Source organism: Mycobacterium sp. 852002-51961_SCH5331710 (assembly GCF_001665535.1).
GTDB lineage: Bacteria > Actinomycetota > Actinomycetes > Mycobacteriales > Mycobacteriaceae > Mycobacterium.
On record NZ_LZSQ01000089.1, the window covers coordinates 42,848 to 57,751 of the forward strand.

The 14,904-nt window shown below is 66.5% G+C and carries 16 protein-coding genes; 9 read left to right on the top strand and 7 right to left on the bottom strand.

Annotated elements, in window-relative coordinates; translation table 11 throughout:
• Positions 1-5: 5 nt before the first annotated feature.
• Genes A5752_RS15400 through A5752_RS15410 form a run of 3 tightly spaced genes read right to left on the bottom strand, consistent with a single transcriptional unit; the run spans position 6 to position 4,461 of the window.
• Positions 6-1,601 (bottom strand): acyl-CoA carboxylase subunit beta, encoded by a 1,596-nt coding sequence (locus A5752_RS15400; protein WP_067087117.1) that lies wholly within the window; start codon positions 1,599-1,601, stop codon positions 6-8.
• Positions 1,598-2,746, bottom strand: a complete 1,149-nt coding sequence (locus tag A5752_RS15405) for an acyl-CoA dehydrogenase family protein (protein WP_067087120.1) — start codon at positions 2,744-2,746, stop codon at positions 1,598-1,600. The genes A5752_RS15400 and A5752_RS15405 overlap by 4 nt, the downstream gene beginning before the upstream one ends.
• Complete coding sequence (locus A5752_RS15410; RefSeq protein WP_067087207.1) at positions 2,743-4,461, bottom strand: acyclic terpene utilization AtuA family protein; 1,719 nt, start codon at positions 4,459-4,461, stop codon at positions 2,743-2,745. The genes A5752_RS15405 and A5752_RS15410 overlap by 4 nt, the downstream gene beginning before the upstream one ends.
• 195 nt (positions 4,462-4,656) lie before the next feature.
• Between A5752_RS15410 and rpmF the strand changes: the two genes are divergently transcribed.
• The 8 genes from rpmF to mspA (A5752_RS15445) all read left to right on the top strand — a co-directional run bounded on the left by rpmF (position 4,657) and on the right by mspA (A5752_RS15445) (position 11,581).
• On the top strand, positions 4,657-4,830 hold the full coding sequence (gene rpmF / locus A5752_RS15415) for a 50S ribosomal protein L32 (protein ID WP_064350598.1): 174 nt from the start codon (positions 4,657-4,659) through the stop codon (positions 4,828-4,830).
• A gap of 81 nt (positions 4,831-4,911) precedes the next feature.
• Positions 4,912-5,598, top strand: coding sequence for a response regulator transcription factor (locus A5752_RS15420; protein WP_067087122.1), 687 nt, complete (start codon positions 4,912-4,914; stop codon positions 5,596-5,598).
• On the top strand, positions 5,598-7,067 hold the full coding sequence (locus A5752_RS15425; protein WP_067087125.1) for a HAMP domain-containing sensor histidine kinase: 1,470 nt from the start codon (positions 5,598-5,600) through the stop codon (positions 7,065-7,067). The genes A5752_RS15420 and A5752_RS15425 overlap by 1 nt, the downstream gene beginning before the upstream one ends.
• A 189-nt stretch (positions 7,068-7,256) precedes the next feature.
• Complete coding sequence (locus A5752_RS15430; protein WP_067087128.1) at positions 7,257-8,615, top strand: S1C family serine protease; 1,359 nt, start codon at positions 7,257-7,259, stop codon at positions 8,613-8,615.
• A gap of 23 nt (positions 8,616-8,638) precedes the next feature.
• A complete protein-coding gene (locus A5752_RS15435) occupies positions 8,639-9,178 on the top strand; it encodes a MogA/MoaB family molybdenum cofactor biosynthesis protein (RefSeq protein WP_197500637.1) in 540 nt (179 codons plus the stop codon).
• Between the two features lie 63 nt (positions 9,179-9,241).
• Positions 9,242-9,400, top strand: a complete 159-nt coding sequence (locus tag A5752_RS27775; protein WP_197500631.1) for a hypothetical protein — start codon at positions 9,242-9,244, stop codon at positions 9,398-9,400.
• A 370-nt stretch (positions 9,401-9,770) separates the two neighbouring features.
• Positions 9,771-10,403 (top strand): porin MspA, encoded by a 633-nt coding sequence (gene mspA / locus A5752_RS15440; RefSeq protein WP_067087132.1) that lies wholly within the window; start codon positions 9,771-9,773, stop codon positions 10,401-10,403.
• A 533-nt stretch (positions 10,404-10,936) separates the two neighbouring features.
• On the top strand, positions 10,937-11,581 hold the full coding sequence (gene mspA / locus A5752_RS15445) for a porin MspA (protein WP_067087135.1): 645 nt from the start codon (positions 10,937-10,939) through the stop codon (positions 11,579-11,581).
• Positions 11,582-11,641: 60 nt separating this feature from the next.
• Here the strand turns inward: mspA (A5752_RS15445) and mscL are convergent, their stop codons facing one another.
• The 4 genes from mscL to A5752_RS15465 all read right to left on the bottom strand — a co-directional run bounded on the left by mscL (position 11,642) and on the right by A5752_RS15465 (position 13,924).
• The gene (gene mscL, locus A5752_RS15450) at positions 11,642-12,100 is read right to left on the bottom strand and encodes a large-conductance mechanosensitive channel protein MscL (RefSeq protein WP_067087138.1); all 459 of its coding nucleotides are present in this window, start codon (positions 12,098-12,100) and stop codon (positions 11,642-11,644) included.
• 91 nt (positions 12,101-12,191) lie between these two features.
• The gene (locus A5752_RS15455; protein WP_067087140.1) at positions 12,192-12,842 is read right to left on the bottom strand and encodes an SAF domain-containing protein; all 651 of its coding nucleotides are present in this window, start codon (positions 12,840-12,842) and stop codon (positions 12,192-12,194) included.
• A gap of 69 nt (positions 12,843-12,911) precedes the next feature.
• A complete protein-coding gene (locus A5752_RS27165) occupies positions 12,912-13,253 on the bottom strand; it encodes an FmdB family zinc ribbon protein (RefSeq protein ID WP_082963907.1) in 342 nt (113 codons plus the stop codon).
• Between the two features lie 59 nt (positions 13,254-13,312).
• Positions 13,313-13,924, bottom strand: coding sequence for a 5-formyltetrahydrofolate cyclo-ligase (locus tag A5752_RS15465; RefSeq protein ID WP_067087146.1), 612 nt, complete (start codon positions 13,922-13,924; stop codon positions 13,313-13,315).
• 66 nt (positions 13,925-13,990) lie between these two features.
• Between A5752_RS15465 and A5752_RS15470 the strand changes: the two genes are divergently transcribed.
• Positions 13,991-14,902 carry a UTP--glucose-1-phosphate uridylyltransferase gene (locus tag A5752_RS15470; protein WP_067087149.1) on the top strand — a complete coding sequence of 304 codons (912 nt, stop codon included), beginning with the start codon at positions 13,991-13,993 and terminating at the stop codon, positions 14,900-14,902.
• Positions 14,903-14,904: the final 2 nt, after the last annotated feature.

Consider the following 14,904-nt stretch of genomic DNA (forward strand, 5'->3'; position numbering starts at 1 on the left):
CACGCTCACATCCGGAAGACGCCGAAGTTCGACGTCCCCTCGATCGGGCCATTGGCGATGGCGGACAAACAGATTCCGAGGACCGTGCGGGTGTCGCGCGGATCGATCACGCCGTCGTCGTAGAGCCGGCCGGACAGAAACATCGGAAGCGACTCGGCGTCGATCTGCGCTTCAACTGCGGCCCGCAGGGCGGCGTCGGCGTCCTCATCGACGGCCTGGCCCCGCGCCTCGGCGGCGGCGCGGCTGACGATCGACAAAACGCCCGCCAGCTGAGTCCCGCCCATGACCGCCGATTTGGCGCTCGGCCAGGCGAACAGGAAGCGCGGATCGTAGGCGCGCCCGCACATGCCGTAGTGGCCCGCGCCGTAGGAGGCGCCGATCAGCAGCGAGATGTGGGGCACGGTTGAGTTCGATACGGCGTTGATCATCATCGAGCCGTGCTTGATCATGCCGCCTTCCTCGTACTTGCGCCCAACCATGTACCCGGTCGTGTTGTGCAGGAACAACAGTGGCGTATTCGAGCGATTCGCGAGCTGGATGAACTGGGTGGCCTTCTGCGACTCCTCACTGAACAACACGCCGCGGGCGTTGGCCAGAATGCCGATCGGGTAGCCGTACAGCCGTGCCCACCCCGTCACCAGCGACGAGCCGTACATCGGTTTGAACTCGTCGAAATCCGAGCCGTCGACGACGCGGGCGATCACATCGCGGGGGTCGAACGGGATGCGTAGATCCGCCGGCACGATGCCGACCAGCTCTTCGGCGTCGTAGAGCGGCTCAACAACGGGCGCGGGGGTCGGACCCTGCTTGCGCCAGTTCAGCCGGGTGACGATGCGCCGGCCGATCCGGATCGCATCGGGTTCGTCGTGCGCGAAGTAGTCAGCCAGACCCGATGTGCGGGCGTGCATCTCGGCACCGCCGAGCGACTCGTCGTCGGCTTCCTCGCCCGTGGCCATCTTCACCAATGGCGGTCCCGCGAGAAACACCTTGGACCGCTCCTTGATCATCACGACGTGGTCGGACATGCCGGGGATGTAGGCGCCACCCGCCGTCGAGTTGCCGAACACCAGCGCGATCGTCGGAATGCCGGCCGCCGACAACCTGGTCAGGTCGCGGAACATCTGCCCGCCCGGGATGAAGATCTCCTTCTGCGTCGGCAGGTCGGCGCCGCCGGACTCGACCAGCGAGATCAGCGGAAGCCGGTTCTCCAGCGCGACCTGGTTGGCACGCAGCATCTTCTTCAGCGTCCACGGATTGCTGGTGCCGCCCTTGACGGTGGGATCGTTGGCCACGAGGAGGCATTCGATGCCCTCGACCGCGCCGATGCCGGTGATCAGGCTGGCGCCGACCGTGAAGTCGCTGCCCCACGCGGCCAGCGGGCTCAACTCCAGGAACGGTGAGTCGGGATCGATGAGCAACTCGATGCGTTCCCGGGCGGTCAGTTTGCCGCGGTCATGGTGCCGTTGCACGTACTTCTCGCCGCCGCCGGCCAGTGCCTTGGCGTGTTCGGTCTCGAGCTCGGCGAGCTTGGCAGCCATCGCCGTCTTCGCCTCGCCGAAGGACGGCGATGCGGCGTCGAGTGTGGAGTGCAGAGCGGTCACGACTGGAATCCCAACGTCTTGGCGGCCAACGAAGTCAGTATCTCGGTTGTGCCGCCGCCGATTCCGAGAATCCGCATATCGCGATACTGACGTTCGACCTCCGACTCGGCCATGTAACCCATCCCGCCGAACAATTGCACGGCCTGGTTGGCCACCCACTCGCCGGCCTCGACGGCGGTGTTCTTGGCGAAACACACCTCGGCGATCAGGTCGGTCTCACCGGAGATCTGCCGCTCGACGACGTGGCGTGTGTATACCCTCGCGACATCGATGCGCCGGGCCATTTCCGCGAGCGTGTTCTGGACCTGTTGTCGTGAGATCAGCGGCCGGCCAAAGGTTTCGCGGTTACGGCACCACTCGACGGCGAGGTCGAGGCAGCGTTGTGCACTGGCATAGGCCTGCGCGGCGAGCCCGACCCGTTCGGAGACGAACGCCGCCGCGATCTGCAGGAAGCCGGAGTTCTCGGTGCCCACCAGGTTGGCCGCGGGCACGCGGACGTCGGTGTAGGACAGTTCGGCGGTGTCCGATGAGCGCCAGCCCATCTTGTCGAGTTTGCGGGTGACTTCAAATCCGGGGGTGTCCTTGTCGACCACGATCAACGAGATCCCGGCCGCGCCAGGCCCGCCGGTGCGCACCGCGGTCACGACGTAGTCGGCGCGCACGCCCGACGTGATGTAGGTCTTGGCACCGTTGACGATGTAATCGGCACCGTCTCGCATCGCTCTGGTCGTCAGGTGCCCGACGTCGGAGCCGCCGCCGGGCTCGGTGATTGCGAGGCTGCCGATCTTCTCCCCGCGCAGCGTCGGCCGCACATAGGTGTCGATCAGCCGCTCGTCGCCGGAGGCGATCATGTGCGGCACCGCGATACCCGAGGTGAACAGCGAGGCGGACACGCCGCCCGGAGAACCGGCGTAGTGCATCTCCTCGCAGATCACCACGGCGTCGGCGCCGTCGCCGCCACCACCGCCGACCGACTCCGCAAAACCGGCGCCCAACAGGCCAGCCTCACCCGCCTTCAGGTGAAGCTCGCGCGGTATCTCACCGTTGCGCTCCCAAGCGTCGACGTGCGGGAGCACCTCGCGTTCGGCGAATGTCCGCACGGTCTTGCGGAGCTGATCGCGTTCGGGGGTGTGCCACATGCTCACGACATCAGCTCCTCGGGAATGTCGACATGTCTGCTGCGCAACCACTCGCCGAGCCCCTTCGCCTGGGGATCGAACCGAGCCTGGTAGGCGACGCCCTCACCGAGGATGCCCTCGATGACGAAGTTGACCGCTCGAAGGTTGGGCAGCAGATACCGGGCGACCTCGAGATCCCTTGTCTCGGGCAGAAGCTCGCGCAGCTTGTCGATCGTCAACGTGTGCGAGAGCCAACGCCACTGCTGGTCGGTGCGCACCCACACGCCGACGTTCGCGCTGCCACCCTTGTCGCCGCTGCGGGCGCCGGCGATGACGCCGAGCGGCGCGCGTCGGGTTTCACCGAACGGCAACGGCTCCGGTAGGGCGAACGGCGGCACCGGCGAAAGGTCCAAGGTTTCCTGCGCGGGCGGTATCTCGACACGGGAACCGTCGGCGTGCACGGCGACGTGGGGCACCTCCGTGGCCGCGACGAACGCCGGCCTGAACACGCCGTAGACCTGACCTTGACCGGGCGGGCTGGTGGCATGGAAGCCGGGATAACTCGCCAGCGCGAGTTCGACCGCTGCCGAGGAGAATTGGCGACCGACATTGTCTGGGTCGGGATCGCGTACGACGCAGCGCAGCAGCGCGCTGGCCGACTCCTCCGTGTCGGCGTCGTCGTGGTCGGTGCGCGCCAGCGTCCACTCCAGCTCGGCCGGCTTGACCGTCAGTGCCGCCTCGAGCTGGCCCCGCACCAACTCGGCCTTGGCCTCGATGTCGAGACCGGTGAGGACCAGCGTCATCTCGTTGCGAAAGCCGCCGATGGCGTTGAGTGACACCTTCAGGGTGGGCGGCGGGGGTTCCCCGCGCACGCCGGAGATCTGCACGCGGTCCGGCCCGTCCTCAGACAACTCGATGCTGTCGACGCGCAGCGTCGCGTCGGGGTTGGCGTAGCGCGCACCGCCGATCTCGTACAGCAGTTGCGCGGTGACGGTGTCGACGTTGACCGCGCCGCCGGTGCCCGGGTGTTTGGTGATGACCGACGATCCGTCCGAGTGGATCTCGGCGAGTGGAAAGCCTGGGTGGGTCAACGCGCCCAGGTCGGGGAAGTCCCGCGCGAAGAACGCGTAGTTGCCGCCGGTGGCCTGAGCGCCGCACTCGATGACGTGCCCGGCCGCGATCGCACCGGCGAGCGGGTCGTAGTCCGAACGGCTCCAGCCGTGGTGCGCGGCCGCCGGCCCGACCGTGACGGATGCGTCGGTGACGCGTCCGGTCACGACCACATCGGCGCCCGCCTCGAGACAGTCGACGATGCCCCACGCGCCGAGGTAGGCGTTGGCGGCCAGAACCGACCCGAAGCCGAACTCGTCCGCACGACCGATCAGGTCGTCGCCCTCGACGTGCGCCACGTTGACCGTCAACCCCAGCCGATCGGCGAGCGCACGCACCGCCACGGCGAGCCCGGCGGGGTTGAGGCCCCCGGCGTTCGTGACGATGCGCACACCCCGGTCGAGCGCGGTGCCCAGACACTCCTCGAGCTGGCTCAGGAACGTCTTGGCATAGCCGCGGTCGGCCGATTTCGCGCGATCGCGCGCGAGAATCAACATCGTGAGCTCGGCCAGATAATCGCCGGTCAGGTAGTCGAGATCGCCACCGGTCAGCATCTCGCGCATGGCCGCGAGCCGGTCGCCGTAGAACCCCGAGCAGTTGCCGATGCGGACCGGACCACGAGCAGAGGTCACGCGGGCTCCCTTCGTCGCGGCCGCTGCCAACCAACCGGTAGGTTAACGATGACCGGCGGTATCGCGTCAAGGTTCGGGCCATCAAATTCCGCTGTTTTGGAGGCTACGCAGGTCGTTGGCTATCCTGAAGAACACTTGCCGTCGCCTACCGTGCGCGCGGCGCCAGACTTACCCCCTCAAGAGGAGATCTCGACCATGGCTGTGCCCAAGCGCAGGATGTCGCGCGCGAACACCCGTAGCCGGCGCGCGCAGTGGAAGGCCAAGCGCACGGAACTCGTGGGCGTCAACGTCGCCGGTCAGCAGCACAAGGTGCCGCGCCGGCTGCTCAAGGCCGCTCGCCTCGGCCTGATCGACCTGGACCGCCGCTAACGCCGGACCGGATGTCGCCGACCGCAGCGGCATCGGCGCGCCTCTCAGGTCACTCTCAGATAGGGGGTTGACACTGTGGCTGTGCGCATACTTGTCGTCGATGACGATCGCGCGGTGCGCGAGTCGCTGCGCCGTTCGCTTTCCTTCAACGGTTACTCCGTAGAACTCGCCGGGGACGGCCTCGAAGCATTGGATCGCATCGCCAGCGATCGTCCCGACGCCCTGGTGCTGGATGTGATGATGCCTCGGCTGGACGGTCTCGAGGTGTGCCGTCAGCTCCGCAGCACCGGCGACGACCTGCCGATCCTCGTGCTGACGGCGCGTGACTCGGTCTCCGAGCGGGTGGCGGGCCTCGATGCCGGCGCCGACGACTATCTGCCGAAGCCGTTCGCGCTGGAAGAACTGCTGGCCCGGATGCGGGCGCTGCTGCGCCGTACGGGTCCCGACAACGGTGCCGAGTCGGCCGCGATGACCTTCTCCGATCTGACACTGGACCCGGTCACTCGCGAGGTGACCAGGGGCCAGCGCCAGATCAGCCTCACCCGCACCGAGTTCGCGCTGCTCGAGATGCTCATCGCGAATCCGCGCCGAGTGCTCACGCGCAGCCGCATCCTCGAAGAGGTGTGGGGATTCGACTTCCCGACGTCCGGCAACGCCCTCGAGGTGTACGTCGGTTACCTGCGCCGCAAGACCGAAGCCGAAGGAGAGCCGCGACTGATCCACACCGTGCGCGGGGTGGGTTATGTGCTTCGCGAAACGCCTCCCTGATGTCTGCGCCGAGTTACGGGGCCGCGCCCCAACCCGAATCGCCTCGCCCGCCGTCGAGAACCAGTTCGGTGTCGCTGCGGTGGCGCGTGATGCTGCTGGCGATGTCCATGGTGGCGATGGTCGTCGTCCTGATGGCGGTGGCGGTGTGGGCTGTGGTGTCCCGGGCGTTGTACGACGACGTCGACAACCAGCTGCGCAACCGGGCCCGGCTGCTCATGGAAAGCGGTTCGCTGCAAGCCGATCCGAGTAAGGCCATTGAGGGCACCGCGTACTCCGACGTCAACGCGATGCTCGTGATCCCCGGCCGGGCCATCTTCACCGCCAATCAGCAGGGGCAGACCCTGCCGCTGGGTGATCCCGAAAAGGCTGTGCTGCGAGGCGATCTGATCATGTCGCTTCGCACCGCCGATCATCAGCGGGTTCTCGCGATGCACCTGTCCAACGACAGCTCCCTGCTGATCTCCAAGAGCATGGCGCCCACCACGCAGCTGCTCCGACGACTGAGCACGGTGTTGATCATCGTCGGTGGAATCGGTGTGGCGGTGGCCGCGATCGCGGGCGGTGCGGTTGCGCGGGCGGGCCTACGTCCGGTGGCGCGGCTGACTCAGGCCGCCGAGCGTGTCGCGCGCACCGACGATCTGCGGCCTATCCCGGTGTACGGCAGCGACGAACTCGCCCGTCTCACAGAAGCTTTCAACATGATGCTGCGCGCATTGGCAGAGTCTCGGGAACGGCAGGCCCGACTGGTCACCGATGCCGGCCATGAACTGCGCACACCGCTGACGTCGTTGCGCACGAACGTCGAACTGCTGATGGCGTCGATGGCGCCCGATGCGCCGCGGCTGCCGGAGGAGGAGATGGCCGAACTGCGCGCCGACGTGATCGCGCAGATCGAGGAATTGTCGACGCTGGTCGGAGATCTCGTCGACCTGACCCGCGACGACGCCGGGGTCACCGTGCACGAGTCGGTTGACGTCGCCGAGATCGTGGACCGTTCGCTGGAGCGGGTTCGCCGCCGCCGCAACGACATTGTGTTCGAGGCGACGACTACCCCCTGGTTGGTCTACGGCGACGAGGCCGGCTTGGGTCGCGCCGTGCTCAACCTGCTCGACAATGCCGCCAAGTGGAGTCCCCCCGGCGGACTGGTGACCGTGCGGCTGACCCAGATCGACGCGTTGAATGCCGAGCTGGTGGTCTCCGACTACGGCCCGGGAATCCCGCCCCAGGAGCGTCCGCTTGTGTTCGAGCGGTTCTATCGGTCGACGACCGCACGGTCGATGTCTGGCTCGGGGCTCGGATTGGCGATCGTGAAGCAGGTCGTGCTCAAGCACGGCGGTTCTCTGCGGATCGAGGACACGGTGCCCGGCGGACAACCTCCCGGCACGTCGATGCACGTCGTGCTGCCGGGGCGGCCACCGTTGCAGCGCGCTCCCGAGTGGGTGGCGCCCCGACACGCCCCGGCCGAGTAACTCCCGCGCACGGTCGACGTCGACGATGATTGACATCGGCGGGAACGGGGGAACGAAGTTTGGGTATGTCCCGAACGTTCTCTAAGTGGATTCTCAGCCCGAGGGGGCACTGTTGAGCAAGCGTCCAACGTTGTGCAGATGTCGGAAAACAGCAGAACCAAGAAGAGCAGGAAGAAGAGCCCGAGCGACATGACGAACCACCCGAGGTATTCGCCGCCGCCCCCGCCGCCGTACGGCCGCCGACCGATCGGCAGTGACCACGGGGTGTCCGGCTACCCAGGTGGCGCCCAGCGCCCCGGCCCGTACCAACAGCAGCAGCAGCCGTACGACTGGCGTTATGCGACCCAGCAACATCAGACGCAGCAGCAGTTCCGCGCGCCCTACGACCCCTACCGCGGGGCGCCCCAGCCGCTGCCGGGCCAACCACCGCAAAAGCGTTCGCGCGCAGGGTTGTTGACGGCCGGCGCCCTGGCCGTGGCGGTCGTCTCGGCCGGCATCGGCGGCGGTGTCGTCTTGCTCGCGCAGCCGGATTCTCCGTCGGCATCGTCGTCTGCCAACGGCGCGGCGCCCAGCGTGCCCGCCGCCAGCCTGCCGGTGGGCTCCGTTGAACAGGTCGCGGCCAAGGTGGTGCCCAGCGTCGTCAAGCTCGAGACCGACATGGGGCGCGCATCCGAAGAAGGTTCCGGCGTCATCTTGACCTCCGACGGGTTGATCCTGACCAATAACCACGTGGTGTCGGCCGCTTCGGACGGCCCGTCCGACCCGGGCGCCCCCGCCGCTCGCGCGCAGACCAAGGTCACGTTCGCCAACGGGCACACCGCCCCGTTCACCGTCGTCGGGACCGACCCGAGCAGCGATATCGCTGTCGTGAAGGCACAGGGTGTGTCCGACCTGACCCCCATCACCATCGGCTCCTCCGCCAACCTGCAGGTGGGCCAGGACGTCGTCGCCGTCGGCTCTCCGCTCGGGCTGGAGGGCACCGTGACGACAGGAATCATCAGTGCGCTCAACCGGCCCGTCGCCGCGAGCGGTGACGCGCGGAATCAGAACACCGTCCTCGACGCGATCCAGACCGACGCCGCGATCAACCCCGGCAACTCCGGAGGCGCGCTGGTGAACATGAACGGGGAGCTCATCGGCGTCAACTCCGCCATCGCCACGTTGGGTGCGGATGCCGGACCTCAGGCGCAGAGCGGTTCGATCGGCCTCGGCTTCGCCATCCCGGTGGATCAGGCCAAGCGGATCGCCGACGAGCTGATCAAGAACGGCACCGCGGCGCACGCCTCGCTGGGTGTGCAGGTGGGCAACGATGCGTCGATCGACGGCGCCCGGATCGTCGAGGTCACCGACGGTGGCGCCGCCGCCGCGGCGGGTCTGCCGAGCGGTGTGGTGGTCACCAAGGTCGACGACCGAGTGATCAGCAGCGCCGACGCGCTGGTCGCAGCCATTCGGTCCAGGGCGCCGGGGGAGAAGGTCACGCTGTCGTATCTGGATCCGTCGGGCAAGCCCAAGACCGTCCAGGTCACGCTGGGTAAGGCCCAGCAGTGAGCACGCCGACCGATGTGACCACCCTGAGAGTGGCCGCGCCGCCGTCGCGGCCCGCATATACGGTTGCAGTCATGGAACAGCCAGGGGAGTTGGTGGGCCGGGCTCTGGTCGTCGTGGTCGATGACCGCACTGCACACGGCGACGAGGAGGACCACGATGGTCCGCTGGTCACGGAATTGCTCGGTGAAGCGGGCTTCGTCGTCGACGGGGTTGTCGTCGTGTCGTCGGACGAGGTCGAGATCCGCAACGCCCTGAACACCGCGGTGATCGGTGGTGTGGACCTCGTGGTGTCCGTCGGCGGTACGGGCGTCACGCCCCGCGACGTCACGCCGGAGGCGACGCGGGACATCCTGGACCGCGAACTGCTGGGCATCTCCGAGGCGCTGCGTGCCTCGGGGCTGTCCGCCGGAATCATCGACGCCGGCGTCTCCCGTGGCCTCGCGGGTATTTCGGGCAGCACGCTCGTCGTCAATCTCGCCGGTTCGCGCGCAGCGGTGCGCGACGGCATGGCGACCCTGAACCCCCTCGCGGTGCAGATCATCGGTCAGCTGGTCGACATCTGATCCGACGCGCCGGAGACCTACCCACACCTCAAAATGTGATCTTAATCACAGCGGAGTCGGATCATGAGTGACAGGCCGAAGCGCAGCCGGGACTCGATCGATGACGTCTTTGGCGAGGCTTTTCCGCAGATTCCGGCCGACGAGCGCGGCGCCCCCGACCCTGACGATGACGCCGACCGCGATCGTTGGCTCCGGGAAAACCGTCCACCGCATCACAATTGACTCTCTGAGCCGTTACCGCACCGGCGACCACAGCTCATTCTCCCCTGCCGCGCAGCTGTCGCCGACTGCGCTGACACGGCGCGAACAGGTAACGCGAGGGTAACGGGGCGCCGCGGGTACCCGGGCTACGCGCCTACCAAACCAGCAGGCCGGGTAACGTCCCGCGGGCAGATGACGATCTCCCGTTGCCGGGTCATTGCACGACCGTTATGTTCCTCGTGTCACAAACGATGAACACGACGTAACAGCGACATGTGAGATCTCTCATCTACGTCGCAGGGGGGATTCCTCCTCTGCGGCTAGACGTGCCAGGCGCCAACTACAGAGCACGGTGAGCCGAGGGCTGACCGCCGACACAGCTAGGGAGAAGATGAAGATTTTCGGTCGGGTGTGGATGGCGTTGGTGGCGGCCGTCGCGTCGTTGTTTGTGGGCACGGGCACCTCTCACGCGGGGCTGGACAATGAGCTGAGCCTGGTTGACGGCAAGGATCGGACGTTGACCATTCAGCAGTGGGACACGTTCCTCAATGGTGTTTTTCCTCTTGACCGCAACCGGCTGACCCGTGAGTGGTTCCACAGTGGTCGGGCGAAGTACATCGTGGCCGGCCCGGGTGCCGATGAGTTCGAGGGCACCTTGGAGCTGGGTTATCAGATTGGCTTCCCGTGGTCGCTGGGTGTGGGGATCAACTTCAGTTACACCACCCCCAACATTCTGTTGGACCAGGCACCGCCGAACCTGAATCCGGCTGCGGGCTTCTTGACCACCCCGAACCTGTTCCCGGGTGTGTCGATCAGCGCTGATCTCGGTAACGGTCCGGGTATTCAGGAGGTCGCGACGTTCTCGGTGGATGTGGCCGGCGCCAATGGTGGCGTGGCGGTGTCGAATGCGCACGGCACGGTGACCGGTGCGGCCGGTGGTGTGTTGTTGCGTCCGTTCGCTCGGCTGATCTCGTCGGCCGGTGACAGCGTCACGACCTACGGCGAGCCCTGGAACATGAACTGACACGCTCTCCCGAGCAGCAGAACGGCCCCCGGAAACCTCCGGGGGCTGTCTTGTATCTGACTGGCAATGGAACTGGACGTTTCGATTGCGTAAACAGCAATAGCACTTTGCTGGTGATCTTGGTCACAGCGTGTTACAGCCTCGAAACTGTGATCCCGCCGCTCGCCGCATTCGGATGTGCCTCAGCCCACGATCACCTCAGCCGGTCCGCCGGGAACTGCGAGCTTGCAGCCCATGCTACTCGCGATACAGCCCTGAAAACCGCACCGAGCAAGCATTATTCGCGCGATGAACAAAACTGAGCCGGCGGTCAGGAAAGGGGTCCGACCGCGCACCGCCCGTGCGTTCGCGTTGCCGGTTTCCGTCAGCGCCGTTATGTTCCTCCTGTCAACGGATGAGCGAAACATTAGAGCAGTATGTGAGGCCTCTCATTTGCTCAAATGCGACTCATGCGTCGTGCGGCGCTAGCGCCAGCTACGGCTGACACCAGTTGCGGGTCCATAGGGGGCGCGCATCGACTAGCTAGGGAGAACATGAAGGTATTCAGTCGGGTGCTGATGGCACTGGTTTTGGCGATAGCTGGAGCCGTCGCGTCGTTGTTCGTGAGCACGGGCACCTCTCACGCGGGGCTGGACAATGAGCTGAGCCTGGTTGATGGTAAGGATCGGACGTTGACCATTCAGCAGTGGGACACGTTCCTCAATGGTGTTTTTCCTCTTGACCGCAACCGGCTGACCCGTGAGTGGTTCCACAGCGGTCGGGCGAAGTACATCGTGGCCGGCCCGGGCGCCGATGAGTTCGAGGGCACCTTGGAGCTGGGTTATCAGATTGGCTTCCCGTGGTCGCTGGGTGTGGGGATCAACTTCAGTTACACCACCCCCAACATTCTGTTGGACCAGGCACCGCCGAACCTGAATCCGGCTGCGGGCTTCTTGACCACCCCGAACCTGTTCCCGGGTGTGTCGATCAGCGCTGATCTCGGTAACGGTCCGGGTATTCAGGAGGTCGCGACGTTCTCGGTGGATGTGGCCGGCGCCAATGGTGGCGTGGCGGTGTCGAATGCGCACGGCACGGTGACCGGCGCGGCCGGTGGTGTGTTGTTGCGTCCGTTCGCTCGGCTGATCTCGTCGGCCGGTGACAGTGTCACGACCTACGGCGAGCCCTGGAACATGAACTGACATACGCTCTCCCGAGCAGCGGACAGCCCCCGGATACCTCCGGGGGCTGTTCCGTTTCTCTCAGGATTTGTCGGCGCTGGTCGTTTTCGCGGTGTCCGGGTCGGGGCCGGTGCCGGGGCCCGCGCTGTGGGCGCCCGATGATCCGTTGGTCTCGGCGAGGATGTTACGGATCTCGGTGAGCAGCGACAGCTCGGTGTCCTGGGCCTGCTCGACCTCACCTCTCTTGCGCAACCGGTTGTACGGCATGACGACGAGGAAGTACACGACCGCCGCCACCAGAATGAAGTTGATCGCCGCGGACAACAGGACGTTCAGATCGATCGTCTCGCCTCCGCCGATGCCGATCCGCAGGATGCCGTAGTCGGCCTCGCCGCCCGCGCCGACGCGGTTGATCAGCGGCTGGATGATGCTGTCGGTGAACTTGGTGACCAGCCCGGTGAACGCCGTGCCGATGACCACCGCGACCGATAGGTCGACGATGTTGCCCCGGGCGAGAAACTCTTTGAAGCCCTTCAACATTTGTCTCGGATCCTCCCTGCCGTGGTGTGCGCTCGACAGTTACGCACGTTAGCTGCGTTGCCGCCGAAGAGGAGCGGAATACCCGAAGGCTTCAGTGCAGCGTGAGCGTCACCGTCTGCACCAGCGTTGCGGCCGCCACCTCGTTGGCGGCGTGGGCGGGCAGCGCCACCAGAACGACGCGATCCGCGCTCGCGCCGGTACCCGACGCCTTCTCGGACACCAGCACGACGATCGCGTCCGTCGCCACGACTCGCGGCGGAGTGTCGGACTCGCCGCTGGCCGCCAGCACGTCGACCACATCACCGGGCCGGATCAGGTCGAGCACCGCGGTCTCGTCGAGCGACAGGGGGACGATGCGCGCCATCGGCCCCGCCGCCGCTTCGGCGAGCCTCGGCGTCAACAGGCGGACGTCGGTGAGCGCTTCGCCGCGGCGGACCGGACCGGTCAACGTGGTGCCGACAACCGCGGCCACATCCGATTGGATACCGTCGGGAAGCGTTGCGGCACTGAGCTTTTCAACACGGACGTCGTCGACGCCCAATTTGCTTCCCGGGCTCAGATCCCGCGCGGCGACGATGGCATCGACGCGTTCGTCATCAGGGCCCGAACGCAGCGCCGCGACGGCGGCGAGAACCACCAGGCCGCCCGCAGCGATTCGACGCGCCAGGACGGTGCGTGTCCAGTCCGGTCGCAAGATCGCGGCGAGCCGGTGAAACGGTAATGGATTGAGTGAGTCCCCCATGCGGCCAAATTAGGCAGCGCAGTGGGGTGATGGGCGAGTTGGTAGACCGCCTGTGGATAACCGCGGAGGTCAGCTCGACGCCGCGGCCGCCGCGGTCGAGTTGGACGAGGTCGAACCGGAGTCGCTCGACCCGCTGCCGCTCGACTTCTCGGACGACGACTTCTCGGAGGAGGTCGACTTCTCTGATGAGGCGCTCGAGCCGTTGCTGGAGCCGTTCGACGAGCTCTTGCCGGCTTCGCGGCTGTCGGTGCGGTAGAAGCCGCTGCCCTTGAACACCACACCCACGTTCCCGAACAGCTTGCGCAGACGGCCGTTGCACTTCTTGCACGTGGTCAGCGACGCGTCGCTGAACGCCTGGATTGCGTCGAACTTGTCGCCGCACTCGGTGCACGCATAGGAATACGTAGGCACGGGACCCCTCCCTGGTGGTCAGATCTGTTAGCACTCTACCGGCTCAAGTGCTAGAACCGCTACGTGGCGTTCGTCATTCCCGGTCCGGGCGCGTCGAGGGCCAGCAACCCTCGTTGCGGCGTCAGCGCATGGGTCATCGACACGTCGTGTGGTTCCGCAGGTAGCCGGTCCACGAGTTCGTCGTCGCGAACCACCGCAACGAGCCGTGCCGACCGCGACACCCACCGCAGCGACCGGTCGTAGAACCCGGCGCCACGTCCCAGTCGCACACCGCTCCGATCGACGGCGAGGGCGGGAATCAAGAGCGTGGTTGCGCGCGCGACGACCTCGGGCGCCAGCCACGGGCCCTTCGGCTCACGAAGTCCGAAGCGGCCCTCCGCCAATTCCCCGGGCACGTACCCGCCCCACTGCAGCGGTTGCGGTACACCCGCGGTGTCGTGCCTGGCCACCGGAAGCAGTACCCGTACACCCCGTCGGTGAAGTGAGTCGATCAGCGCGAGCGAGCCGGGTTCGGAGCCGACGGGCACATACGCGCAGACGGTTTCTCCGGCCGAGATGAGCGTCGTCGCATGGCCGAGCAACGCGTGCGCGTCGGCGTCGTGCTCGTGCGCGGGAACCGCCCGGCGGGCTGCCAGAATCTCCGCCCGTAGCTCTACCTTCGCCGCGGTCACGTCATCTCCTCCGGCACGCCGCACCTCGCCATGTTCAACCTGCCCTTGGACGTTAGTGTGTGAACGATGACACGGCCTTTGGTCTCTATCCCTCACACGGCGGTGGTACCTGCAGCAGGCCTGGGCACGCGTTTCCTGCCGGCCACCAAGACGGTCCCGAAGGAGCTGCTGCCGGTCGTCGACACGCCCGGTATCGAGCTCGTCGCCGCCGAAGCGGCCGAGGCCGGGGCGGAACGCTTGATCATCATCACGTCCGAGGGCAAGGACGGAGTCGTCGCGCACTTCGTCGAGGACCTCGTGCTCGAGGGCACGCTGGAGGAGCGCGGCAAGAAGACAATGCTCGAAAAGGTGCGTCGCGCCCCGGCTCTCATCAAGGTCGAGTCGGTGGTGCAGGCCGAACCGCTCGGCCTCGGCCACGCGGTGAGCTGCGTGGAGCCGAAGCTTGGAGCAGACGAGGATGCGATCGCGGTACTACTGCCGGACGATCTTGTGCTGCCGACCGGCGTGCTGGAGACGATGTCGAAGGTGCGGGCCAAGCGCGGCGGTTCGGTGCTGTGCGCGATCGAGGTGCCGCGCGAGGAGATCAGCGCCTATGGCGTCTTCGATGTCGAACCCGTCTCCGATACCAACAACCCGAACGTCATGCGCGTGAAGGGGATGTATGAGAAGCCGAAGGCCGAGGACGCGCCGTCGCCGTACGCCGCGGCCGGCCGGTACGTCCTCGACCGGGCGATCTTCGATGCGTTGAAGCGGGTTCCGCGCGGCGCCGGCGGCGAGATCCAGTTGACCGACGCCGTGGCGTTGCTCATCAATGAGGGGCATCCCGTCCACGTCGTCGTGCACCGCGGCTCTCGACACGACCTCGGAAATCCCGGAGGCTACCTCAAGGCTGCGGTTGACTTTGCGTTGCAGCGCGATGACTACGGGCCGGAACTCCGGCGGTGGTTGGTAGAGCGATTGGGGCTGGTCGACTGCTGAGA